At 66.7% G+C, this 23,808-nt stretch carries 24 protein-coding genes; 11 read left to right on the plus strand and 13 right to left on the minus strand.

Annotated features, from left to right (window positions below; translation table 11 throughout):
* Positions 1–83: 83 nt before the first annotated feature.
* Entirely contained in the window at positions 84–968 is an 885-nt protein-coding gene (locus IB232_RS20270; protein WP_192400374.1) for a LysR substrate-binding domain-containing protein, read from the minus strand.
* A gap of 99 nt (positions 969–1,067) precedes the next feature.
* Between IB232_RS20270 and IB232_RS20275 the strand changes: the two genes are divergently transcribed.
* Positions 1,068–2,006 carry a DMT family transporter gene (locus IB232_RS20275; RefSeq protein WP_192400375.1) on the plus strand — a complete coding sequence of 313 codons (939 nt, stop codon included), beginning with the start codon at positions 1,068–1,070 and terminating at the stop codon, positions 2,004–2,006.
* Between the two features lie 90 nt (positions 2,007–2,096).
* Positions 2,097–2,342, plus strand: coding sequence for a DUF6021 family protein (locus IB232_RS20280; protein WP_225592451.1), 246 nt, complete (start codon positions 2,097–2,099; stop codon positions 2,340–2,342).
* A 45-nt stretch (positions 2,343–2,387) separates the two neighbouring features.
* Here IB232_RS20280 and IB232_RS20285 read toward each other — a convergent pair whose 3' ends face one another.
* Positions 2,388–3,230, minus strand: a complete 843-nt coding sequence (locus tag IB232_RS20285) for a type 1 glutamine amidotransferase domain-containing protein (protein ID WP_192400376.1) — start codon at positions 3,228–3,230, stop codon at positions 2,388–2,390.
* 100 nt (positions 3,231–3,330) lie between these two features.
* Between IB232_RS20285 and IB232_RS20290 the strand changes: the two genes are divergently transcribed.
* From IB232_RS20290 to efp, 3 genes are read left to right on the plus strand one after another with little or no spacing between them, the layout of a single operon-like run.
* Positions 3,331–4,257, plus strand: coding sequence for a LysR family transcriptional regulator (locus tag IB232_RS20290; protein ID WP_192400377.1), 927 nt, complete (start codon positions 3,331–3,333; stop codon positions 4,255–4,257).
* Positions 4,258–4,269: 12 nt separating this feature from the next.
* Entirely contained in the window at positions 4,270–5,415 is a 1,146-nt protein-coding gene (gene earP, locus IB232_RS20295; protein WP_192400378.1) for an elongation factor P maturation arginine rhamnosyltransferase EarP, read from the plus strand.
* A gap of 33 nt (positions 5,416–5,448) precedes the next feature.
* The gene (gene efp, locus IB232_RS20300; protein ID WP_192400379.1) at positions 5,449–6,024 is read left to right on the plus strand and encodes an elongation factor P; all 576 of its coding nucleotides are present in this window, start codon (positions 5,449–5,451) and stop codon (positions 6,022–6,024) included.
* Between the two features lie 62 nt (positions 6,025–6,086).
* Here the strand turns inward: efp and IB232_RS20305 are convergent, their stop codons facing one another.
* The gene (locus IB232_RS20305; protein WP_192400380.1) at positions 6,087–7,043 is read right to left on the minus strand and encodes a LysR family transcriptional regulator; all 957 of its coding nucleotides are present in this window, start codon (positions 7,041–7,043) and stop codon (positions 6,087–6,089) included.
* 99 nt (positions 7,044–7,142) lie between these two features.
* Between IB232_RS20305 and IB232_RS20310 the strand changes: the two genes are divergently transcribed.
* On the plus strand, positions 7,143–7,895 hold the full coding sequence (locus tag IB232_RS20310; RefSeq protein WP_192400381.1) for a sulfite exporter TauE/SafE family protein: 753 nt from the start codon (positions 7,143–7,145) through the stop codon (positions 7,893–7,895).
* Between the two features lies 1 nt (position 7,896).
* Here the strand turns inward: IB232_RS20310 and IB232_RS20315 are convergent, their stop codons facing one another.
* Positions 7,897–8,658, minus strand: a complete 762-nt coding sequence (locus tag IB232_RS20315) for a hypothetical protein (RefSeq protein ID WP_192400382.1) — start codon at positions 8,656–8,658, stop codon at positions 7,897–7,899.
* 28 nt (positions 8,659–8,686) lie between these two features.
* Positions 8,687–9,541, minus strand: coding sequence for a LysR substrate-binding domain-containing protein (locus IB232_RS20320; RefSeq protein ID WP_192400383.1), 855 nt, complete (start codon positions 9,539–9,541; stop codon positions 8,687–8,689).
* A 94-nt stretch (positions 9,542–9,635) separates the two neighbouring features.
* On the opposite strand from IB232_RS20320, the gene IB232_RS20325 reads away from it, so the two are divergent.
* From IB232_RS20325 to IB232_RS20345, 5 genes are all read left to right on the plus strand, one after another.
* Positions 9,636–9,872: a DUF1127 domain-containing protein gene (locus IB232_RS20325; RefSeq protein WP_318652296.1), complete on the plus strand. Its 237-nt coding sequence runs from the start codon at positions 9,636–9,638 to the stop codon at positions 9,870–9,872.
* A gap of 97 nt (positions 9,873–9,969) precedes the next feature.
* Complete coding sequence (locus IB232_RS20330) at positions 9,970–10,437, plus strand: DUF3291 domain-containing protein (RefSeq protein WP_192400384.1); 468 nt, start codon at positions 9,970–9,972, stop codon at positions 10,435–10,437.
* Positions 10,438–10,472: 35 nt separating this feature from the next.
* Positions 10,473–11,684: a winged helix-turn-helix domain-containing protein gene (locus tag IB232_RS20335; protein WP_192400385.1), complete on the plus strand. Its 1,212-nt coding sequence runs from the start codon at positions 10,473–10,475 to the stop codon at positions 11,682–11,684.
* Positions 11,685–11,965: 281 nt separating this feature from the next.
* A complete protein-coding gene (gene cax / locus IB232_RS20340; protein ID WP_192400386.1) occupies positions 11,966–13,030 on the plus strand; it encodes a calcium/proton exchanger in 1,065 nt (354 codons plus the stop codon).
* A 31-nt stretch (positions 13,031–13,061) separates the two neighbouring features.
* Positions 13,062–14,810, plus strand: coding sequence for a SulP family inorganic anion transporter (locus IB232_RS20345; RefSeq protein WP_192400387.1), 1,749 nt, complete (start codon positions 13,062–13,064; stop codon positions 14,808–14,810).
* Between the two features lie 45 nt (positions 14,811–14,855).
* Here the strand turns inward: IB232_RS20345 and IB232_RS20350 are convergent, their stop codons facing one another.
* From IB232_RS20350 to IB232_RS20385, 8 genes are all read right to left on the minus strand, one after another.
* Positions 14,856–15,608: a M48 family metallopeptidase gene (locus IB232_RS20350; RefSeq protein WP_192400388.1), complete on the minus strand. Its 753-nt coding sequence runs from the start codon at positions 15,606–15,608 to the stop codon at positions 14,856–14,858.
* A gap of 126 nt (positions 15,609–15,734) precedes the next feature.
* Complete coding sequence (locus IB232_RS20355; RefSeq protein WP_192400389.1) at positions 15,735–16,079, minus strand: hypothetical protein; 345 nt, start codon at positions 16,077–16,079, stop codon at positions 15,735–15,737.
* Positions 16,080–16,224: 145 nt separating this feature from the next.
* Positions 16,225–17,568, minus strand: coding sequence for a class II 3-deoxy-7-phosphoheptulonate synthase (locus IB232_RS20360; RefSeq protein ID WP_192400390.1), 1,344 nt, complete (start codon positions 17,566–17,568; stop codon positions 16,225–16,227).
* A gap of 316 nt (positions 17,569–17,884) precedes the next feature.
* A complete protein-coding gene (locus IB232_RS20365) occupies positions 17,885–19,675 on the minus strand; it encodes an N-acyl-D-amino-acid deacylase family protein (RefSeq protein WP_192400391.1) in 1,791 nt (596 codons plus the stop codon).
* Between the two features lie 148 nt (positions 19,676–19,823).
* On the minus strand, positions 19,824–20,552 hold the full coding sequence (locus IB232_RS20370; protein ID WP_192400392.1) for a sulfite exporter TauE/SafE family protein: 729 nt from the start codon (positions 20,550–20,552) through the stop codon (positions 19,824–19,826).
* On the minus strand, positions 20,549–21,445 hold the full coding sequence (locus tag IB232_RS20375) for an SDR family NAD(P)-dependent oxidoreductase (RefSeq protein ID WP_192400553.1): 897 nt from the start codon (positions 21,443–21,445) through the stop codon (positions 20,549–20,551). Before IB232_RS20375 ends, IB232_RS20370 begins: the two co-directional genes overlap by 4 nt.
* A gap of 44 nt (positions 21,446–21,489) precedes the next feature.
* A complete protein-coding gene (locus tag IB232_RS20380) occupies positions 21,490–22,428 on the minus strand; it encodes a bile acid:sodium symporter family protein (RefSeq protein WP_192400393.1) in 939 nt (312 codons plus the stop codon).
* Entirely contained in the window at positions 22,409–23,749 is a 1,341-nt protein-coding gene (locus IB232_RS20385) for a flavin-containing monooxygenase (protein ID WP_192400394.1), read from the minus strand. Before IB232_RS20385 ends, IB232_RS20380 begins: the two co-directional genes overlap by 20 nt.
* Between the last annotated feature and the right edge of the window lie 59 nt (positions 23,750–23,808).

Consider the following 23,808-nt stretch of genomic DNA (forward strand, 5'->3'; position numbering starts at 1 on the left):
TCGATATTTCCCTTTTGTTTCGGCAACTTGCGGTCAGATGAATTCGCTGTGAATTGCATCGCCGGCGCCGCGCTGTGACAGCCTCAGCGGCTGGATAGAAAGGTCACCAACTGCCGCGCGTGCGATGACAGCGACTCCCAGTCCCGGATACAGATGCGCAACTCCCGCGTCGCCCAGGCGTCCTCCAGCGCGACGATACGCACCGGCAGCTCCTGGACGAAGCGTGCGGCGGCCGCCTCGGGCAGCAGGGCGATGCCGACGCGCTGGGCTACCAGCTGGGCGATGGCGTCGAAGCTCGGGGCGCGTACTCGCACCTTCAGCGGCATGGCGTACTTGGTCGCCATCTCTTCGATGAAGCGTTGCATGGCTCGCTCGGCGGGCAGGCAGACGAAGGCGAAGCCGAGCGCATTGCGCAGCTGGGTCACCTGATGGCCGGCCAACGCATGGTCGTGGGGTACCAGCATCACCAGTTTGTCGTCACGGAAGGGCAGGGAGAGCAGCCCGCCGGTAGACAGGTTGCCGTCGTAGACGCCGATCTCGCTTTCGCCCGACTGCACGGCGCTCAGTACCTCACTGCTCTTCTGCTCCACCAGTTGCAGGTCCACTTCCGGGTAGTCGGCGAGGAAGGGGCCGAGGGTGGCGGGCAGGAAGGTGCTGTTCGCCACCGTGGTGGCCGATAGGCGCAGGGCGATGCGGCGTTCGCCGGAGAGCTCCTTGAGCGTTTCCTTGAGTTTCTCCGCTTCGCTGAGAACGCTGCGCGCGCCCTCCAGGATCAGTCGGCCTGCCGGAGTGAGGCGCATGCCGTCGGCCTTGCGGGTGAACAGCGTCAGGCCGCAGCGTTGCTCGAACAGGCGCAGGCGGGTGCTCGCCGCGGACACAGCGACCGGCACTGCGGCGGCGGCCTTGCTCAAGCTGCCAGTGGCGGCAATGCCCGCCAGCAGGCGCAGGTCGGCCAGATCGAAATGCACAGGCTTTCTCCTTTATAGAAAGCTTCGTTCGTTAAAAAGCGATTCTAGCGAAGTGGCGTTATCTTCAGAATAAGGCTTCGCTCAGCCGTCTGGATTGTCATGAACGCCCTGTATTCCCTTTATCGGCGAGCTCTGAACGACGGGCGCCTGTTCGCGGTACTGTCCGCGGCCGGCTTCAGCCTCAAGGCCATTTTCGTCAAGCTTGCTTATGCGGCAGGGCCGGTGGATGCCATCACCCTGCTGACGTTGCGCATGGCCCTCGCTCTGCCGCTGTTCGTCTGGCTGGTGTGGTTGAGCCGGGGGCAGGCGAGCGCGCCGCTGGGTGGTGTGGATGTACTACGCATTTTGCTGCTCGGCATGCTCGGTTATTACCTGTCGAGCCTGTTCGATTTCTATGGGCTGGAATACATCAGTGCCGGGCTCGAGCGGCTGATCCTGTTCTCCTACCCGACCCTGGTGCTGCTGCTCCATGCCGTCGCCACGCGCCAGCGGCCCAGCCGGCAGATGCTGCTGGCCATGGGCATCTGCTACTGCGGATTGGCGGTGGCCTTCTTCCATGATGTGAGCGCGGTGGGCGCCGGCGAGCAGGTGATGCTGGGCGCGGCCTGGGTGTTTGCCAGCGCCGTGACCTACGCCCTGTATTACTTCGGCACTGGCGTCATGGTGCAACGCCTCGGCTCCATGCGCCTGGCCGGGCTGGCCGGCGGCGCCTCGGCGCTGATGGTGCTGGCGCACTACGCGGTGACCGGCGATACGGCGCAGCTGGCGGGCCTGTCCGGGGATATCTGGCTGTATGCGGCGCTGATGGCGGTGCTGTCCACTGCCTTGCCGATTTACTGGATGGCCCTGGCCGTGCAGCGCATGGGCGCGGCGCATACGGCGGCCATTGGCAACCTGGGGCCAGTGTTGACGATCTTCGCTTCTTGGCTGGTGCTGAGCGAATCGATATCGCTGTATCAGGTGGTGGGGCTCGCGTTGGTGCTGTTCGGCGTGGCGCGGCTGAAACCGGCTCGGCCAGCCGAGGTGAAACCGGCCTGAGGAGCCTGGTCTGCCGCTGCGGTGAAATAGAGCGAACTCAAAGCGACCTGCACCCTCTCAGTCTTATTAGCAATTGAGAGGAGAGACGAGATGGGATTGCTGACACTGTGGGGCAGGCGTGATTCGCCGAACGATGCACGCGGCCTGCCGGGCTATCCGGGGCGGGAAAGCAGCCTGAGCGAGAGCGAGGTGCAGCGCGAGCTGGGCTTCGATCCCGACTCGCCGGACCTGGGCGATCCGCAAATCGACCCGCCATGGCCGGCGCGGATTCCGGAGTGGAGTGGCGCCGCGGTCAAGCGCGCGCCGGGCGAGCAGTACCCGCCCTATGGCGGATAGCCGCTCGACCTTTGCGCGGGCCGGCAATCGGCCACGTGCAGACTTTTATTTCAGGCGCTCCAGCAGCGCCTGACCGACCTGTAGGGCGGACGCCGGGTTCTGCCCGGTGATCAGCTCGCGGTCGATCACCATGTTGGCGGCCCAGGGCGAGCTGTTGCTGCTGTAGCTGCCGCCAGCCTGTTGTAGGGCCGTCTGCGGATAGAACTTCATCTCGCCGCCCTTCAGCGCCGGCTTGGCCTGCTCCTCTTCCTGATTGCTGATCACGGTCATCCGGTAGCCCGCGTAAATCCAGTCCTGGCCGGCCTTGGCGGAATTGTCGCGTTCCAGGGCCTGTACGTAGCGCTGCGCATCCGGCAGGGCGGAGAGCAGGGCGATGGGACCGTGGCAGACCAGCGCAGTGGTCTTGGCCTCGGCGTGGAAGGCGCGCAACAGCGTGCCCAGTTGCGGGCTCTGCAGCAGGTCCTGCATCGGCGCATGGCCGCCGGGCACGTACAGGGCGTCGAAGTGCTGGTAGCCGATCTGCTCGACGCGGGCCAGGCTGATCACCGGCGAGCGGTTGGCATCGGTCAGCTTTAGTTTGCTCAGCAGCGCCTTGTGCTCGGCCAGGCTGGCGGCGTCGCCACCGAAGTGCTGGGCAGTGTCCGATGTCACGTCCATGGTTGGCGCCAGGCCGCTGGGGGTGGCGAAGGTCAGGCTGTGGCCGGCGTCCAGCAGCAACTTGGTCGGCTGCATCAGTTCGTTGAGGTAGAAGCCGGTCGGGTAGACCTTGCCGTCCTTGAGGTCCAGGTGGTCGGCATCGGACAGCACGACCAGCACATTGGCCGCCTGGGCGCCGAGGCTGGCTGCCAGCAGGCCGCTGGCAAGGATGGTCTTGGCGAAGGTATGCATGTTTCTGCTCCGTTGGGCGCTGGGATGTGCGCACTGTATTGCTGCCAGGTGCGGCGATAAACTCGCTTTCAGGGAAATGATCTGTTCTCTGGAGGCAAAAATGGCGCGGCGCTTTGATCACCTCGGCGATGTCGAGGCCTACCTCTGTGTGGTGGAGAGGGGCACCCTTAGCGCCGCCGCCGTGGCGCTCGGCACCACGCCCTCGGTGATCAGCCGCGCCATCGCCCGTCTCGAGCAGCGTCTGGGCACCCAGCTGCTGCGCCGCACCACCCGGCGCCTGAGCCTGACCGAGGACGGCCGGCTCTATCTGGAACAGACCCGCGCGGCCTTCGCCCTGATCGACGATGCCGAGCGCCGCATCCAGGGCGATGCCCATCAGGTCGGCGGCCTGGTGCGCCTGAGCGCGCCGACCACCTATGGCCACTTCCGGCTGCCGGCGCTGCTGGCCGGTTTCGCCCGGCAATACCCGCAGGTGCAGGTGGAGCTGAGCATCGCCAACCGCAATGTCGACCTGGTGGCCGAGGGTTACGACCTGGCGATTCGCCTCGGGCGCCTGCCGGACAGCGGCCTGGTCGGGCGCAAGCTGGAGGATGCGCGGCTGTGTCTGGTCGCGGCGCCGGAGTACCTGGCACGGGCGGGCACACCCGCGAGCCTCGACGAGCTGGCGCAACACGCCTGCCTGCCGTTCGTCATGCCCAGCAGCGGCAAGGTGGCGCCCTGGCTATTTCTAGACCAGGGCCGCGAGCTGGACTGGCAGCCCAAGGGCAAGGTGCTGGTCACCGACGATGTGCTGGGTACCGTGTCGCTGGCCGAGGCCGGACTGGGCGTCTGCCAGCTGTACGAGTTCATTCTGCGCGACAAGATCGACCAGGGCCGCCTGGTCCGTTTGCTGCCCGAACTGGAGGGGCGCAGCCGGCCGTTCTCGATCATCTATCCGCCGCATCGGCAGCTATCGCCGGCCTCGCGGGTGCTGATCGATTACCTGGTACGCGAGGCGCATGGCGTAACATCCGCGGCAGCAAACTGAGTGGAGCGGTTCATGGGCGCCCGTTGGGACATTTTCTGCAGCGTAGTGGACAACTACGGCGACATTGGCGTGACCTGGCGCCTGGCGCGCCAGCTGGCGGCCGAACACGGTCTGGACGTGCGCCTGTGGGTGGACGAGCCAGCGGCCTTCCTGCGTCTTTGCCCGCAAGCCGATGCGGCGCTGACGAGCCAGCGTGTCGAGGGCGTGGAAGTTTGCCACTGGTTGAGCGAGTTCCCGGCGGTTGAAGCGGCCGAGGTGGTGATCGAGGCCTTCGCCTGTACGCTGCCGGCCAGCTATGTCGCGGCCATGGGCACGCGGTCGCTGAAGCCGCTGTGGCTGAACCTGGAATACCTCAGCGCCGAGGATTGGGTCGCTGGCTGCCATGGTCTGCCGTCACCGCAACCGGGCGGGCTGCAGAAGTTCTTCTTCTTCCCCGGTTTCACCGAGGGCACCGGCGGACTGCTGCGCGAGGCCGGGTTGATCAAGCAGCGTCAGGCGTTTCAGGCAGACGCCGAGGCGCGCCGGGCCTTTCTCGCCGAGATTGGCGTGGCGCTGCTTCCCGGCGCTCGGCTGATTTCCCTGTTCGCCTACGAAAACCTGGCGCTGGCCGCTTGGCTGGATGTTTTGGCACAGCAGGCCACACCGACCCAGCTGCTGGTGCCGCACGGGCGCATCGAGGCCGATGTGCAGCGCTGGTTGGGCGTGGGCGAGCTGGAGGAGGGTGGCTGCTGGCGGCGCGGCAACCTGCAGGTGCACCTGCTGCCGTTCCTCAGCCAGGCGGACTACGACCGGCTGCTGTGGAGCTGCGACTTCAACGCCATCCGTGGCGAGGACTCTTTCGTCCGCGCCCAGTGGGCCGGGCGACCGCTGCTCTGGCATATCTACCAGCAGAAAGAAGATGCGCACTGGGACAAGCTGGACGCCTTCTTAGATCTCTACTGCGCGGATATGCCAGCGGCCGCGGCTGGCGCGCTGACGGCGCTGTGGCATGCGTGGAACGGCCGCGGCGACATGGTCGAGGCCTGGAGGGCTGTGCAGCTGCAGGCCGCCTCGCTGGGGTGGCACGCCGAGAACTGGTGCCAGGAACAGGCCTCTCGTCCTGATCTTGCCGAGGCTCTAGTGCAGTTTTACCGAAATTGGATATCATGCGCGGCTTAGAAATTCGTACCTCCATCAAATCCGGATATTCGTATGAAAACCGCACAAGAAATGAAGCCCAACAGTGTGGCCCTGATCGACGGCCATCCGTGGCTGATCCAGAAAGCCGAATTCACCAAGTCCGGCCGTAACAGCGCCATCGTCAAGATGAAGCTGAAGAACCTGATCAATGGTTCCAAGACCGAGACCGTTTACAAGGCCGACGACAAGATGGAGCCGGTCATCCTTGAGCGCAAGGAAGTGACCCTGTCCTACATCAGCGGTGACGACTACGTCTTCATGGATCCGGAGTACAACTCCTACGAGCTGCGCGCCGAAGATCTGGAAAGCGTCCTGCCGTTCATCGAAGAAGGCATGACCGATATCTGCGAAGCCGTGTTCTTCGAAGGCAAAGTGATCTCCGTCGACCTGCCGACCACCATCGTTCGCAAGATCGCCTACACCGAGGGCTCCGCCCGTGGCGATACTTCCGGCAAGGTCATGAAGCCGGCCAAGCTGAGCAACGGTACCGAAGTCAAGGTTGCAGACTTCTGCAACATCGACGACTGGATCGAGATCGACACCCGCGACGGTTCCTACAAGAGCCGTACCCAGGCGCCGTCGGCCTAAGCCAACGCCCTGTATCGCGAGTCCCCAAAAGCCCGGCCATGTGCCGGGCTTTTTGTTGCCCGCTAATTGCGCTTGAGGCCACGCTGCAGGGCCAGGTCCCAGGGCGGGATCGGGCCGAAGCGCTGCTTGAGAAACTCCAGCAGCAGGCGCGAACGCGAGCTGGCATCGCTGGCCAGGCGCAGGGCGTAGATACCGCTGGGCTCGGCCGGCGGCAGGCCGCCGTCGCATAGCAGCGGCACCAGCTCGCCGCGCAGCAGGTAGTCGCTGATCAGCCAGGTCGGCAGGTGGGCGATGCCGAGGCCGGCCAGGGCGCTGAACAGCAGGGTCTCGGCGTTGTTGGCGGTCATCCGCAGGCGGCCAGGGCGCAGCAGCTGCAGGCGGCCGTCGACCTCGAAGCGCCAGGCGTGCGGCGGTGACAGGGCGTCCCAGTCCAGGCCGTCGTGTTCCGGCAACTCGCGCGGGTCGCGCAGCAGGCCGCGGCGGCGGATGTAGTCGGGGCTGGCGCAGAGTATCCGGGTCATCGGCGCCAGCGGCGTGGCCACTAGACGGGTATCGGCCAGCGGGCCAATGCGCAGCACCAGATCCACTTCGCCCAGGTGTTCGCCCTGCATGTCGATGAAGCTGTCGATCAGTCGTAGCTGTACATCCAGCCCCGGATGCGCGGTGAGAAATTCGGCGATGGCCGGGGCCAGATGGCGGCGACCGAAAGGCGCCGGCGCGTCGATGCGGATCAGGCCCTCCGGGGCGCTGGTCAGCGATACGGCTTCGGCACGGGCTTGGTGCAGTTCGGCGAGGATGCGCCGGGCTCGCTCGGCGAAGGCCAGGCCGGCCGGCGTTGCGCGCACGGCGTGGGTGCTGCGTACTACCAGTGCACAGCCCATGGCGCGCTCCAGGGCGTCAATGCGCCTGGCCACGGCCGAAGGCGTAAGGGGCTGGCGCCGCGCGGCGGCGGAGAAGCTGCCGGTGTCCAGCACATCCAGGTAGAGGCTGAGCTGATCGGTGAGGGCATCGGGGTTCATGGGAGTACCTGTGCGAACTGTGCAAAGCCATTGTGCGCGGCTATGCGTTTCCGTTCCAGGCAGGGCTGACTAGCATGCGGCCATCCCGGCGGAGGTTTCATGAGTCCATTCGATCTGTTGTTGAACCTGTTGCTCGGCCTGGTGCTGGGCACCGTGGGTGGCCTGTTCGGCATCGGCGGCGGCCTGGTGGCGATTCCGGCCCTCGGCGTGCTGTTCGGCCTGGACCAGCAGCTGGCCCAGGGCACGGCCCTGGTGATGGTGGTGCCGAACGTGGTGCTGGCGCTGTGGCGCTACAACCAGCGCAACCGCATCGAACCCAAGCATGCGCTGCTGCTCAGCGCCTGTGGTTTTGTCTGCGCCTGGCTGGCGTCGCTGTATGCGGTCGAGCTGCATGCCGAGAGCATGCGCCTGGCCTTCGTCGGCTTCCTGGTGGTGCTGGCGATCTACAACCTGGCGCGGTTGTTCATGCGCAATGCGCCGGTATCCAAGGAACTGCGCCACCCCTGGCCGTGGCTCGGGGTGCTGGGCGGCGCGGCGGGGGCGCTGGGTGGCCTGTTCGGTGTCGGTGGCGCGGTGCTGGCGGTGCCGGTGCTGACCAACGTGTTCGGCGCCGGCCAACTGGTGGCCCAGGGCCTGTCGCTGGCACTGGCGTTGCCCAGCACCGGGGTGACGCTGCTGACCTACGCCCTGCACGACCATGTCGACTGGGCCATGGGCCTGCCGCTGGCGGTCGGCGGGCTGCTCAGTATCAGCTGGGGCGTGAAGCTGGCCCACGCATTACCGGAGAAGGTGCTGCGCGGCCTGTTCTGCGGCTTCCTGGTGCTTTGCGCGGTACTGCTGGCGCTGCGCTGATTCAGGGCAGTTCGAACAGCTCGGCGGGCGCCTGATAGTCCGTTGCCCAGCCGGCCCAGGCCACGTCGGTGGGCCCTACCACGTAGTCGCGCACCCGCCACTGGCTGCCCTGCAGCTGCAGCACGGCGAAGATGGTGTCGCTGTCGAGAATGCCGGCCTCCAGGCGCTCGGCGTGCACGGTGCGGCTGAAATCGATGGGCCGGCCATCTCTGGTCTGCGGACGGACCACGGCGAAGGCCCAGCCTTCGCGCTCGCGCAGGGTGTCGACGACGAACTGCAGGGGCTGGTCGAGGTCCTCCTGGGCGTGGTCGCGCAGGGCGTCGAGCAGCGGCTTGCGCCGCGCATCGTGCTTGCCCACGTTCAGCGCGGCTGCCGCTGTGGCGGCCTGTGGGCGGATGGCGGCGATGCTCGCGAACTGCCACTCGTTGGGCGCCACCTGCACGGCTACGCCGTCCACCTCGCAGCCTTCGCCACACTGCTCCAGCAGGTGCTTGCCGTCTGCGCCGGCGCTGTCCAGCGAGATCAGCGTCAGGCCCTCGATGGCGCGCTCTACCGAGGGCTCGCCACGGCCGCTGACGCGAATGATCGACTCGCTCTCCATGCTCAGCGCCACCTCGTCGAACAGCAGGGCGCTGCTGTGTTCGCCCCATTGGGCGCGGCCGACGAAGGTGCCTTCCAGGCGTTCGGCGCTGCCAGGAGCAGGTGCCGCCGGACAGGTGGCGGACAGCAGCAGGGCGGAGGCGACGAATAGTGGGCGGTGCATGGCGAATCCATTCGTTGAACTGGCGGAGTCAGAGGCGGAAGCCTTCGACTATGTGTTCGGCCAGGGTATCGATGACCTGCGACTGGCGCTGCGGATGGCGCAGCAGAACGATGCTGGTCATCGGCAGGGTGGGCAGACCCTCGGCCTCGCCGAGGATGCGCATGTCCGGGGTGATCAGGCTGCGCAGCTGGGCGGTGACCGCCAGGCCGGCGCCGACCACGGCGAAGATCGCCGACAGGCTGGGGCTGGTATAGGCGATGCGGTAGGGGCGCTCCACGGCGTCCAGCGCGTTGCAGGCCCAGGCGCGGCAGAAGCAGCCGGAGTTGAACATGGCCAGCGGCATGGGGTTCTGTTCGTGGGGCGTGAAGCCCTGGGCCTCGGCCCAGACGAAGCGTTCCTGGCGCAGCAGCTGGCCGATTTCCTTGCCTGGCTCGCGGGTGACGATGGTCAGGTCCAGGTCCTGGCGTTGCAGCAGCTGGCCGGAGGTTTCGCAGTGCACCTCCACCTGCACCAGCGGGTAGGCCTGGGCGAAGCGCGAGAGGATGTCCGGCAGGAAGCGCATCACGTAGTCATCCGGCGTGCCGATGCGCACGGCGCCGACCATATGCGGCTCGCGCAGGGTATTGAGCACCTCGCCATGCAGCTTGAGGATGCGCCGCGCATAGCCCAGCAACACCTGGCCCTCCGGCGTGAGGCGCACCTGGCGACCGTCGCGCTCGAACAGCGAGCGCTGCACCACGTCGTCCTCCAGCCGCTTCATCTGCATGCTGACAGCGGACTGGGTGCGGTTGACCACTTCCGCTGCGCGGGTGAAGCCGCCGTTATCGGCGATGGCGACGAAGCTGCGCAGCAATTCGGTGTCGATGCTGGGGTAGTGGGCCATTCATCAATCTCCAAGATGCCTTGCATAAGAAACATTCGTTGGATTGATCTTAAGCGCGAACCGAAACTGACGCCAACCCCACAGGGAGGGCGTGATGATGAAAGGTCAAAAAGGTTATGCAATCGCTCGGTCGGTGTCTTTCGATCAGCCGCTGCCGACCATCAGCCTGAAAGCGTTATGGTTGCGCGTGAAGCGCTGGCAGCAATTGGCCAGGCAACGCCAGCAGCTGGCTATGCTGGACGACGCGGCGCTCAAGGACATCGGCCTGAACCGTGCCGATGTGATGCAGGAGAGCGAACGTCCGTTCTGGGACGATCCGCTCAAGCGATGATGGAGTATGCGCCGCCGGGTTGCGTCCGGCGGCGCGAGTTTGCAAGCGCGCTGGCGCGCGGCATTCAAAGAAGATGGCAGTACTACAAGGAGTTCCGATGTCCCGTTACCACCTCGCCCAGCTCAATATCGCCACCATGCGCGAGCCACTGGACTCGCCCGGCATGGCCGATTTCGTCAACAATCTGGAGCGCATCAACGCCCTGGCCGAGGCCTCGCCCGGCTATGTCTGGCGTCTGCAGGACGAGGCGGGCGACGCCACCGCGCTGCGCCCGTTCGGCGACGAGGTGCTGGTCAATATGTCGCTGTGGGCCGATGTGCAGTCGCTCAGCGACTACGTCTACAAATCCGCTCACACCGAGATGCTCAAGCGCCGCCGTGAGTGGTTCGACAAGGTCGAGCAGGCGCACATGGTGCTCTGGTGGGTTCCGGCCGGCCACCTGCCGAGCGTGGACGAAGCGGCCGAACGCTTGGCGCATTTCCGCGCGCATGGCGCCAGCGCCCATGCCTTCAGCTTCCGCCATGCCTTTGCCGCGCCGGAAGAACTGGTCGCCCAGCCCGGCTAGTAGGTGACGACTACACCGCCTGCTAGGCTGGCCGCATGACACTCTCACTGTCCCTCGCCGAAGCCCGTCGCCTGGCCCTGGCCGCCCAGGGCTTCGCCCGTGCACCGCGCGGCGCCATCCGTCACCGCCAGCTGCAGGCGCAGATAGAGCGCCTCGGCGTGCTGCAGATCGACTCGGTCAACGCGCTGGTGCGCTCCCACTATCTGCCGGCCTTCTCGCGCCTGGGCCACTACGAGCCTGAGCTGCTGGATGACCTGGCCTGGGGCAAGCCGAAACGCCGCAGCCTGTTCGAGTACTGGGGCCACGAGGCCTCGCTGCTGCCGCTGGAGCTGTATCCGCTGTTGCGCTGGCGCATGCAGCGGGCGGCGGATGGGCAGGGCATCTATCGCCAGTTGGCCGAGTTCGGCCGCCAGCAGCAGGGAGTGATCCAGCGGGTACTGCAGGCGGTGCGCGAGCAGGGCGCGTTGGGCGCCGGCAGCCTCAGCACCCGCACCGAGCGCGCCGGCCCCTGGTGGGACTGGAGCGCGGAAAAGCACGCCATGGAATGGCTGTTCGCCGCCGGCCTCGTGGCGGTGGCCGGGCGGCGCGGTTTCGAACGTCTGTACGACCTGCCGGAACGGGTGATCCCGACGGCCCAGCTCGATCACCCCGAGATCGAGGAAGCGGAGGCCCAGCGCCAGCTGCTTTTGCGTTCGGCCGATGCACTGGGCGTGGCCAGCGAGCGCGATCTGCGCGACTACTTCCGTCTGGATGCGAGTGACGCCAAGGCGCGCATCGCCGAGCTGGTCGAGGCCGGCGAGCTGCAGCCGGTCGCGGTGCAGGGCTGGAAGCAGACGGCCTATAGCCACGGCGAGCCGAGCATCCCGCGCCGAGTGCGGGCCAGCGCGCTGCTGTCGCCCTTCGATTCGCTGATCTGGGAGCGCGAGCGCACCGAGCGTCTGTTCGGCTTCCGCTATCGCCTGGAAATCTACACGCCGCCGGACAAGCGGGTGTACGGCTACTACGTGCTGCCGTTCCTGCACCAAGAACGCCTGCTGGCGCGGGTCGACCTGCGCAGCGAGCGGGCCCAGGGGCGTCTGGCGGTGCATGCCGTGCATCTGGAGGAAGCGGTGCTGAGCGAGGAGGCGTTGCTGGCGCTGGCAGACCAGCTCCAGGTGCTGGCGAACTGGCTGGGGCTGGAACGGATTCAGTTCAACTGCCAGCGCCCGGTGGCGCAGCGACTGCAGGCGCTGGGCTTGCAGCCATAGCCTTTTCCCATCTGCTGCCAGCGCAATGATGGCCAGCAGCGTATCGACCATCGCTATCGCTCCGCCCGTCGAAGCATTGCCGGCGGAGTAACCGGCCAGTATTCGGCTCGCGCTCAAGTGCTGTACCGACCACCGAATCGCCAATGCCTCGCGGACACGAGGCCGGCGCAGGCGTGTCCAGGCGCGTGTCAGGTTTATTTTTGCGGGAATCTTTCGACGGGCGGCAGATGGCGAGCCATTCTTAGCGGAAATCGCCCACGCCCGATCACGCAGGAGCGCCGATGCTCAACTGGATGCTGGTCTTCGTCCCGATTGCGATCCTACTGGAACTCACCGCGCCGCAGCAGCACTTGCTGATCTTCCTGATGGCCGCCCTGGCCATAGTGCCGCTGGCCGGCTGGCTGGGGCATGCCACCGAGCAGTTGGCAGAGCGTTCCGGCGAGGGCGTGGGCGGGTTGCTCAATGCCACGTTCGGCAATGCCACGGAGCTGATCATTGCCCTGAGCGCACTGCGCGCCGGTCTGCATGATGTGGTGAAGGCCTCGCTGGTCGGCTCCATCGTCGGCAACATCCTGTTGGTGATGGGCGCGGCGATGCTGGCCGGCGGGTTGCGGCACCACGAGCAGCAATACAATGCTTCTGCCGCCCGCTCCCAGGCCACCTTGCTGACGCTGGCGACCATCGCCCTGATCCTGCCGGCGGCCTACAACTCCGTGGTGGCGTCGCGCGTGCCGGAAGGGTTGCAGGTGCTGAGCCTGTATATTTCGCTGGTGCTGTTGCTGGTCTACGGGCTGTTCCTGCTGTATTCCCTGGTCACCCACAAGAACCTGTTCGCTGGCGATCCCAACATTGCCCACGGCGCCGATCAGGCGGCCCTCTGGCCACTGGGCAAGGCGCTGCTGGTCCTGAGCCTGGCTACTCTGATGATCGCCTGGATCAGCGAGATCCTGGTCGGCGCCATCGAGCCCAGCGCCCACCAACTCGGCCTGAGCAACCTGTTCGTCGGGGTGTTCATCGTGGCGATTCTCGGCAACGCGGCCGAGCACTCTTCGGCGATCTCGGCGGCCATGAAGAATCGCATGGACCTGTCGCTATCGATCGCCATCGGCTCCAGCGTTCAGGTAGCCCTGTTCGTCGCCCCGGTCCTGGTCCTGGCCAGCTATATGGTCGGCTCTGCGCCGATGGACCTGGCTTTCTCCGGGGGCCTGGTGCTCAGCGTGCTGCTGGCCGTGCTGATCACCGGCCAGGTGGCGGGAGATGGGCGCTCGGACTGGCTGAAAGGGGTGCAGCTGCTGGCCGTGTACCTGATCCTCGGCCTGGCGTACTTCTTTACCCCGGACGCATAGGTTCCCAGTCCCTGGCTAGAGGAAGCGCGCCATGAGCGATGTTCCACCTGCTGGCTCCACGTCCTCTCGCGACTCCGGTCTTTCCGGATGGCGCCGTTGGCTGCCCGGCTTGCAGATCCTGCGCCGCTACCAGGCAAGCTGGCTGCCGAAGGACCTGCTCGCGGGACTGGTGCTGACCACCATGCTGGTGCCGGTGGGCATCGCCTATGCCGAAGCCTCCGGAGTGCCCGGCATCTACGGCCTGTACGCCACCATCGTGCCGCTGCTCGCTTATGCCCTGTTCGGGCCCAGCCGCATTCTGGTGCTCGGCCCCGACTCGGCGCTGGCGGCCATTATCATCGCCGTGGTGCTGCCACAGTCGGCCGGCGATCCGATGCGCGCGATCGCCCTGGCCAGCGCCATGGCGCTGGTGTCAGGGCTGGTCTGCATCGCTGCCGGATTGTTGCGCCTGGGCTTCATTACCGAGCTGCTGTCCAAGCCGATCCGCTATGGCTACATGAACGGCATCGCTTTCACCGTGCTGATCAGCCAGATGCCCAAGCTGTTCGGCATCTCCATCGACAGTGACGGGCCGCTGCGCGATATCGCCGCCCTCGGCCAGGCCCTGCTGGCCGGTGAGGCCAACTGGGCGGCCTTCGCCGTGGGCGCCGGCACCCTGCTGGTGATTCTCCTGCTCAAGCGTTTTGAACGCTTGCCCGACATCCTCATCGCGGTGGTACTCGCCACCCTGCTGGTCGGCGGGCTGGGCCTGGGCGCGGAGCATGGCGTCAAGGTGCTCGGGCCGTTGCCCCAGGGCCTGCCGAGCTTCAGCCTGCCGTGGATCACCCTGGGCGATGTGAGCGCCGTGCTGATTGGCGGCTTTGCCGTGGCGCTGGTGTCCTTCGCCGACACCAGCGTGCTGTCGCGCACCTACGCAGCCAGGACCCGCACGCCAGTCGACCCGAACCAGGAAATGGTCGGCCTGGGCGCTGCCAACCTGGCCGCGGGGCTGTTCCAGGGCTTCCCCATCAGCAGCAGTTCCTCGCGTACGCCGGTGGCCGAGGCCGCGGGTTCCAAGACCCAGCTCACCGGCGTATTCGGTGCCCTCGGCGTGTCGCTGTTGCTGCTGTTCGCTCCCAACCTGCTGCAGCACCTGCCCAACAGCGCGCTGGCTGCTGTGGTAATCGCCGCGGCCATCGGCCTCTTCGAGTTCAAGGACCTGCGGCGCATCTATCGCATCCAGCGCTGGGAGTTCTGGCTGTCGATCACCTGCTTCGTCGGTGTCGCCGTCCTCGGCGCGGTGCCGGGCATCGGCCTGGCGGTGCTGGTGGCGGTGATCGAGTTTCTCTGGGATGGCTGGCGCCCGCATTTCGCCGTGCTCGGACGGGTCGATGGCGTCCGTGGCTATCACGATGTGGCGCGCTATCCGCATGCCCGGCGGGTGCCCGGCCTGGTGCTGTTCCGCTGGGATGCGCCGCTGTTCTTCGCCAATGCCGAGCTGTTCCAGAGCTGCATCCAGGATGCCGTTACCCAGGCGCCGGACCCTGTGCGCAGGGTGGTGGTGGCAGCCGAGCCGGTCACTAGCGTGGACGTGACCTCGGCGGACATGCTGGTGGAGCTGGAGCAGATTCTGCGAGCCGCCGGCATCGAACTGCGCTTTGCCGAAATGAAGGATCCGGTGAAGGACAAGTTGCTGCGCCTGGAGGTGCTGGAGCAGATCGGCAGCGAAGTGTTCCACCCGACGGTGGGCGCGGCAGTGGATGCCTATCTGCAAGAACACCGGGTCGACTGGACGCCTTGAGGCGGAACCGGTGGGGGGACGGGGCCGAAGCCCCGTCTTTGCTGCTTACTTCTCGGCGGCGATGCGCTGTCGGATATGCGCGGCGCGGTCGGCGGAGCCCGGGTGGGAGTCGAACATGCTGCTGTCGCCGCCGCCCAGCTGGGCCAGTTTGTCGAAGGCGCTGGCCAGGCCGTCCAGCGGGATGCCGCGCTGCTTCAGCAGGTCGAAGGAGAAGTCGTCGGCGTCGCTTTCCTGGGATTGGGAGAACTGGGCATTGACCAGTTCCTCGCCGAGGTCGCCGAGCTGCGAGCTGGACAGTGCGGAGACTGCGCCGTTGCCCGAGGAGGCTGCCGCGCCGCGTGCCACGGAGGTGGCGTAGGCGGCCTGCATGGCCTTCTTGGTGTGGCCGAGGGCGACGTGGCCCATCTCGTGACCGAGCACGCCTTCCACTTCGTTGTCGTTCATCAGGTCCATCAGGCCGCTGTACACGCGCACGCAACCGTTGGCCATGGCCCAGGCATTGACCTCGTCGGTCAGGTAGACCTTGTAGTTGACCGGGGTGCCGTTGACCTGGTGGCCGAGGTTGGCGGCGATCTGCTCCAGGCGCTGGCTGTATTCGCTGTCGGCCGGGGCGATGGGGGCTTCGGCATCCATCTGCACGCAGGCTTCGTCGGCCATGGCCTTCACTTCGCTGTCGCTCAGGGTGGCGGCCTGCATGGCCTGCATGCCGGTGCTGAGCATGGCGTCCGGGCTCATGTTCTGGCAGCCACTCAGCAGGGTGGCCAGGGCGAGGGCGGAAAGGGAGAACTGCAGTTTCATGGTCATCGTCCTTGAAGGTGAGGCAATGGGTGGCCAGAGATGTCGGCATCCGGCCGGCGCGGCATTTTCGGCGATTGAGGCGGGCGAGGGCGTGAAGCGGGTCGCAGTACGGGGCGGCGCAGCGGCCTAGCGCTTCGCCTCCTGCAGTTCGCGCAGCTTGGCGCCGATCAGCGCGCCCTTGTCCGGGCCGGCGTTGATGGCGGCGCAGGATTCGGCCAGAGGCTGTTCCGCCGCCCCGTCGGCGCTGTAGCTCAGCTCGCTGCAGTCGCAGCGCAGGCGCGCCTTGACCTGCTGGCTGCTGCGCTCACGCACTTCGGCCACCCAGCAGGCATCGGCGCAGCCGCAGGAGCGGTACATCAGCGCCTCGTCCTGCTGCGGCCAGTCGAGTTCGTATTCATTGGTGCCACCGGCGCCCCAGGCCGTCGGGCCGGCTAACAGGAGCAGGGCGAGGATTCGATGGAGCGAGAGCATGGCGGTGCGTCCGTGCGGAGGAATGTTCGGATGAAAGTGCGATGAAACGCCGCCTGCCTCGGAAAGGGAAGCGTCGCCGTTCGAGAGTGCGCGGGTAGGAACAACAACGGAGCCATCAGGCCCCGTCGTTTTTGCGGGCGTTGCCTCAGGTGCGCGCCTGCTTCAGCGTCTCGGCGATCATGAAGGCCAGCTCCAGGGACTGGTCGGCGTTCATCCGTGGGTCGCAGTGGGTGTGGTAGCGGTCGGACAGGCCGGCCTCGGTGATCGGGCGCGAGCCGCCGATGCACTCGGTGACGTTCTGCCCGGTCATCTCGATATGGATGCCGCCGGCCACGGTGCCCTCGGCGCGGTGCACCTGGAAGAACTGCTTCACCTCTTCGAGGATCTGCGCGAAGTCGCGGGTCTTGTAGCCACTGGAGGCCTTGATGGTGTTGCCGTGCATGGGGTCGGAGCTCCACAGCACCTGGCGGCCTTCCTCCTTCACCTTGCGCAGCAGGCGCGGGAAGTTGGCCTCGACCTTGTCGGCGCCCATGCGCACGATCAGGTTGAGGCGGCCCGGATCGTTGTCCGGGTTGAGGATGTCGATCAGGCGGATCAGCTCGTCCGGGTCCATGCTCGGGCCGACCTTGACCCCGATGGGGTTCTCGATGCCGCGCATGAACTCGACGTGGGCGCCGTCCAGCTGGCGGGTACGGTCGCCGATCCACAGCATGTGCGCGGAGCAGTCGTACCAGCGCCCGGTGAGGCTGTCCTGGCGCACGAAGGCCTGCTCGTAGCCCAGCAGCAGTGCCTCGTGGGCGGTGAAGAAGCTGACTTCGCGCAGCTGCGGCGCACTGTCCATGCCCACCGCGCGCATAAAGGCCAGCGTCTCATCAATCCGGTTGGCCAACTGGTGGTACTTCTCGGAGAGGGCCGAGTTGGCGATGAAATCCAGGTTCCACTGGTGCACCTGGTGCACATCGGCGAAGCCGCCCTGGGCGAAGGCGCGTAGCAGGTTGAGGCTGGCGGTGGCCTGGTGGTAGGCCTGCAGCAGGCGGTCCGGGTCCGGCACGCGGCTGGCGGCGTCGAACTCAATGCCGTTGACGATATCGCCACGGTAGGCCGGCAGGGTCACGCCGCCGAGGGTCTCGTCGTTGGCCGAGCGCGGCTTGGCGAACTGGCCGGCCATGCGCCCGACCTTCACCACCGGGCAGCCGGCGGCGAAGGTCATGACGATGGCCATCTGCAGCAGTACCTTGAAGGTGTCGCGGATCTTCGCGGCGCTGAATTCGGCGAAACTCTCGGCGCAGTCGCCGCCCTGCAGCAGGAAGGCACGGCCCTGGGTCACTTCGGCGAACTGGCGGCGCAACTCGCGGGCCTCGCCGGCGAACACCAGCGGCGGGTAGCCGGCCAGGGTCTGCTCCACGCGGGCCAGGTGGGCGGCATCGGGGTATTGCGGCTGCTGCTGGATGGGCTTGCCTCTCCAGCTATCGGGGCTCCAGGCGGACATCGGGCTTCTCTGCGCTCGGCTGATTCGGGTTGTGCCGGCATGTTAACCCCGCGGACCGTGGCAGGTCAGCCGATAAGCCTCATAGAGCGGGCGAATAGAGGGGAAGGGGCATCCGTCGCGGCCGGCCTGCCGGCGAAAACTCGGCTGCCGGCACGGCGGCCACGAGCGGATGCGAAGCGAGCGCGGCTGTCCCGAAAGCCTGGCTGGGACAGCGTTTGCTCTTGGCGGCACCTGATGAATGACGAGGGTCTGGCCTTCTCCCTAACCCTCTCCCGTAAACGAGAGAGGGGACGGTTCCGCGTCGTAGCCCTACGGATCAGGCCGTGACTGGCTGGAAGGCGCGTACTGCTTCTGCGCGCGGAAGCACGTCGCGACTGGCTAGGAAGCGCCCGTAGCCCTGTGCCTTGCCCAGGTCTTCCGGGAATTCCAGCTCGCGTCGATAGGCGATACGGCCGTTGATCAGGGTGGCGTCCACCGCGGCGTCGTTGCGCTTGACCACTCGCTCCAGGCCGAGCACTTCCATCGGCGCCTCGCTCATGTCGTCGAGTTCGTCGGTGAGCCCTTCGGGGTTGACGATCACCAGGTCGGCGCGGTCGCCGACGCGGATATAGCCGGCGTCGACGCCGATGAAGTCGGCCAGTTCGCCACTGCAGCGGCGCACCGCCTGGCCCAGCTCCATGAACGGCGTGCCGGCGATCTGGGCGTCACGCACGTACTTGAGGAAGCGCAGCGGGAAGTTGTACTGGGCGATGGAGCGCAGGTGCGCGCCGGAGTCGGCGAAGCCCGGCTGGGTCCAGGGGCTGGACAGCAGCTTGTGCATCACCGGCAAGCGCTGGTTGCCGTAGCAGGTGGTCCACTTCAGCGCCTCGCGGTACTGGCAGGCCAGCTCGAAGTAGGCGTCCACCGCGTCCAGGCCACGGGCCTGGCCGAGCTGCTTGAAGTTCTTGCCGACCAGCGAGGCGTCCGGGCATTCAGTCACCCAGCAGTCGGAGAAGTCGCGGTGCCACAGGCCTTTGGTCAGCACGGCCTTGACCTGCTTCTTGAACAGGGCGCGGAACTCCGGCTCCAGCACCTTGGCATACAGCTCGTCCGGGTCCTTGATGTTGCGCAGGATCTCGCCGGCGCCGAACTCCTCGAAAGCGTTCACGTTGAGGCCTTCCAGGCGCAAGGTGAACGGCGCCGGCAGGGTCTGCCAGCGGAAGTTGCCGCGCAACACGCGGTTCGCCAGCCAGCCGGAGAAACGGGTGAAACGGTGCAGCAGCGGCTGCGACTTGAGGTCCAGGGCGGTGAGCATGGTGCACTTGAGCGGCTTTCTGAACCAGCCGTGGGCCTGGTAGAGGAAGGCGAACACATTGACCTTGGTCACCGCGTTCGGCGCGCCCTGCATCACCGCACCACGGCGACGCAGGATGGCGAACAGGCGGGAGAACTCTTTCCAGCTGGCGAAGGTCGACGGCAGCGGGCTGGACCAGGCGCGGTCGCCGTCCATCTTGTCCAGGCGCGTGGTCATCACTGACAGGCCGATGCAGCCAGCATCCAGCGCCTCTTCCAGCAGCTGTTCCATGCGTTGCAGCTCGGCTTCGGTCGGTACCACGTCGCTGGTGGCACGCTCCAGACCCATCACCGCCACACGCAGCTCGGAGTGGCCGAGAAAGGAGCTGACGTTGGGGCCCAGCGCCAGCTGGTCGTAGAAGGCGCGGTAGCCGGCGGCATCGCGCCAGGTCTTCTTCTCCTGCAGGATCGGCAGCACGTACTCGCGCGGCACCGCCTCGACGCGAGTGAACAGGTCCGAGCAGTCCTCGGCGTCGGCCAGCACCATGCTGATCGAGCAGGAGCCGATGGTCACGCTGGTCACGCCGTGGCGCACCGATTCCTTCAGCGCAGGGGCGGCGATCACCTCGGCGTCGTAGTGCGAGTGGATTTCCAGAAAGCCAGGCGTGACCCACTTGCCGGCTGCATCCAGTACCTCGGCGCAGCCGTTCTCATCCAACGGGCTGAGGCTGACCGCATCGACCTTGCCATTGCGGATGCCGATATGGCGCAGTGCGCCGGGCGCGCCGCTGCCGTCGAAGTACAGGCCGTTCTTGATGATGATGTCGTAGCTCATACCAGGCTCCAGGGGGCTGTAGGCCGTTGAAAAACTACCTGCGTTGCCATCGCGGCGTTAAAAGCAGGCTCAAAGTGCTCATTTACAGCTCGTAAACTCCGCCTTTTCGCCTGCTTTTGCCTTGCGCTGGCGGCCTCGCTAACGTTTTTCAAGGGCCTACCAACAGCAGGGTGCCGGTGACCAGAAGCAGGGCGTAGATGGCGATGCGGAAGTGACGCTCATCGAAGCGCCGATGCAGGCGCTCGCCCAGCCACAGGCCGACCAGCAGCAGCGGGGCGTAGGTCAGTACTTGGGGCAGGGCTGGTTGCAGGCGGCCGTCGACCAGGAAGGCGGCGGTCAGCAGGCTGTTCAAGGTGAACCAGACGCTGACCAGGGTGGCGCGAAAGCGCGCCTTGTCCAGCGTGGTGCCGGCCAGGCCGTAGACCAGCAACGGCCCACCGGAGGCGAACAGGCCGTGGCTGATACCGGCGCCAAGGGTGAGCAGGCGAGTCAGCCACTGCGGGCGTACCGGCAGCGCAGCGGCATGGCGCAGGCGCCACAGCTCGCGCCCGGCGAACCACAGGATCAGCACGCCGAAGCCACGTTTGAGCAGCGCTGCATCGAGATAGGGCAGCAGCAGGTAGCCCAGCGCTGTGCCGGCGACCATGCCGGGCAGGATGGTGCCGAGCAGCAGGCGCCGGTCGATCTGCGCACGGTGGCGCCACACCAGGTAGCCGGTCATGCCGATGTTCAGCGGCACCAGCACCGGCAGCAGCTGCTCGATGGGCAGCAGCAGCGCACCGAGTGATAAGGCGATAACGATGCTGCCGAAGCCGGTAACGGTCTCCAGGGTGTAGGCGAGCAGGATAAAGGCGCCCAGCGCGTAGGTCGCGCTCATGGTTGGCCCTCGCCCTGATCCGTAGGAGCGAGCTCTGCTCGCGAAGGGGCCGCCGCGTTGCCTGGTTCGCGAGCAGAGCTCGCTCCCACTTCTGGAGTATTGCCACCTGCTGGCGGCAGTTCTCCGGCGAAGCGCTTGCTCATCTGCCGGTAATACAGGGCCGGGGCGATGCGCCAGAGCAGGCTGGCCAGCCAGCTGCCGCGGTCCGGGAACAGGCGCTGGCGCCCGCTGTCCAGGGCCTTGAGGATTTCCCCGGCCATCCAGTCGGCGCCGCGCACGCGGCCGATGGTCGAGCGCGCGTGGTTGGCCGGCTGGCCATCTCCGCCCAGGGCGTTGCGGTCGATGGGGGTGTCGAGAAAGCTCGGGTAGACCAGCAGCGTGTGGATGCCGTCGCGGGCGATTTCTGCGCGCAGCACCTCGAAGGCCTGGGCCAGGGCGCTCTTCGCCGCGCAGTAGCCGGCGCGGCCGAGCACCGGCATCCAGCCAGCCATGGAGCCGATGGCAGCGACCTGGCCACGGCTCTCGCGCAGCAGCGGCAGGGCGGCCAGGGTCAGCTCCAGCGGCGCGTGATAGTCCACCGCCATCACCTTGCGCAGCACTTCCGGCGCGGTGCGGGTGGTGGGCGAGCGATGGGTGATGCCGGCGTTGTTGATCAGCAGGTCGAGGCGGCCGAACACCGCCCGGCAGGCCTCGATCAACTGGTAGTGCAGTGCCGGGTCGGTGATGTCGCCGGACAGACCTTCGACCCGATCACCGCCCAGTTCGGCGACCCGCGCGGCCAGGCCGGTGGCGTCGATATCGGTGAGCAGCAGCGCATCGCCACGCGCATGGCAGGCGCGCGCCAGTTGCCAGCCCAGGCCGCTGGCGGCGCCGGTGATGAGTACGGTGCGCATATCGGGAGCGTTGTTGTGGGAGCGGCCTTGGCCGCGATGCAGTGTCATGGCTGGTAATCGCGGCCAAGGCCGCTCCCACTCTGTGTTTCCAGGCTTCTGGGCGCGCGCCGGCCCCAGAGCAGGGCGAGGACCAGGCCGGCGAGCAGCTGCCAGCAACCCCAGAACGCGGCGATCAGCAGCATGCCGCCGGACTGCGGGAAGAAGGTGAAGATAAGCGCCATGCCCAGGGCCGAGTTGTGGATGCCGCTCTCCAGGGTCACCGCGCGCACGTCGGCATCGCCCAGGCGCCATAGGCGGGCGCACAGGTAGCCGAGCACCAGGGCCATGGCATTGAGCGTCACCACCAGCCAGAAGAACAGGTGGAAGTGCTCGATGAACTGGTCGAAGTTCTTCACGAAGGCGCCACCGACGAAGGCCAGCAGCACCAGCAGGGAGAAGTGCCGCAGCGGTTTCTCCAGCCGCCGTGCCAGCTGCGGGCGGCGCTTGCCCAGGGCCATGCCGGCGAGCATCGGCAGGATCAGCACCAGCACCACCATGGCCAGCAGTTCCATGGGGTCGACATGGATCTCGGTGAGCAGGGCGCGGGTGTTGGGGTTGAGCCCGGCGTACAGGGCGAAGTTGAGCGGGGTGAAGATGCCGGCGGTCAGGCTGGACACCGCGGTGACGCTGGCCGACACGGCGACGTTACCGCGCGCCAGCCAGGTCATGATGTTGGAGAAGGTGCCGCTGGGGCAGGTGGCGACCAGGATCATGCCCAGGGCCAGTTCCGGCTCGATCGGCAACAGCAGGGTCAGGCCGCAGGTGGCCGCCGGCAGCAGCAGGAACTGCACCAGCATGCCGATCACCGGCGCCTTGGGCGAACGCAGGATGCGGCTGAAGTCGCCGGCGCGCAGCTCCAGGGACACGCCGAACATCATCAGCGCGATGATGGCGTTGAGGGCGATCATCGCCATGGGCGAGAACTCAAGATTGACGCTGGACATCGAGCCGCTCCTCGGTCGGGGTGGTGGTGAGGTCGCGGCGCAGTTCGGCGATATGCGCCTTGAGCGCGGCGCGGTAGCTGTCCTTGTGTACGTAGTAGGCCATGCGCGGCAGCTTGAGATAGGCGAAGCCGCCGTCCAGGCGCTGGCCGGCGCGCTCCAGCACGATGTCGCGGAAGCGCTTGGCCGAGGCACTGTTGCGCTGCTGCTGGGCGATCACCAGTGCCACCAGCTCGGCCTGCTCGGCGCGGCCCTGCCAGCCCAGGCCCGAGGCCTCGATCATGCCGAGCATGAACAGGTCGTCATGCAGCGGGTGGAACACGTTGAGGTAGAGCTGCGGGGCGTCGGCGCCCTGGGGCCAGTTCAGCTCGGCGCGGTCGATAAAGGGGTAGTCGAGCTTGTAGCCGGTGGCCTGCAGGATCAGGTCGTACTCGGCCTCGACGCCATAGGCGAAGGTCACCCGCTTGCCGTCCACCGCGCGAATATCGCCGCGTGGCTGGATATCACCATGGCCGATATGGTGCAGCACCAGCGAGTTCATCACCGGGTGCGACTCGTACAGGCGGTAGTTCGGGTCGGGCAGGCCGTACTGCGACGGCTTGCCAAGCAGGGCACGCACCAGCAGGCCGTCGACCAGCTGCTTGAGTCGGCGCGGCAGCTTGATCGCACCGCCGAAGGTGTCGGTGGGCTTGCCGAGGATGAACTTGGGCAGGAAGTGGTAGCCGCGGCGCACCGACAGGTCCACCGACTTGGCCCGGTGCACGGCGTCCACCGCGATATCGCAGGCCGAGTTGCCGCAGCCGATCACCAGCACGCGCTTGTCCGCGAAGATCTCGGCGTTCTTGTAGGCCGAGGCGTGCAGCAGCTCGCCGTCGAACTGGCCGGGCAGCGCCGGCTGGTTGGGCGTGTGCAGAGTGCCGTTGGCGATCAGCACGCCCTCGAACTGCCACTCGCGCTGGGTTCCATTGTGCTCGCTGACCAGGCGCCAGCCCTGGCACAGTCGCTCCAGGCGCACCACGCGGGTGGAGAACTGATAGTGCTGGCGCAGGCCGAAGTGCTCGGCATAGTCGCGAAAGTACTGGCCGATCTGGCTATGGTGCGGGTAGGGCGGCACTGTGTCCGGCATGGGGAATTCGTCGAAGGCGGTGGTGCCTTTCGAGGAGATCAGGTGCGCGGACTGGTACATGGTGCTGTGCGGGTTGGCGATATCCCACAGACCACCGACATCGGAATGCAGCTCGAAGCCGACGAAGGGGATACCATGGCGCTGCAACTGGCGTGCAGCAGCCAGCCCCATGGGGCCGGCTCCGATGATGGCATGCATGCAAGGTTTGTCTTTCTGGTTATGTTCCGCAAGCATATGCAGCCCTCTGCACGCCGTAA

Source organism: Pseudomonas sp. PDM15 (assembly GCF_014851565.1).
GTDB lineage: Bacteria > Pseudomonadota > Gammaproteobacteria > Pseudomonadales > Pseudomonadaceae > Aquipseudomonas.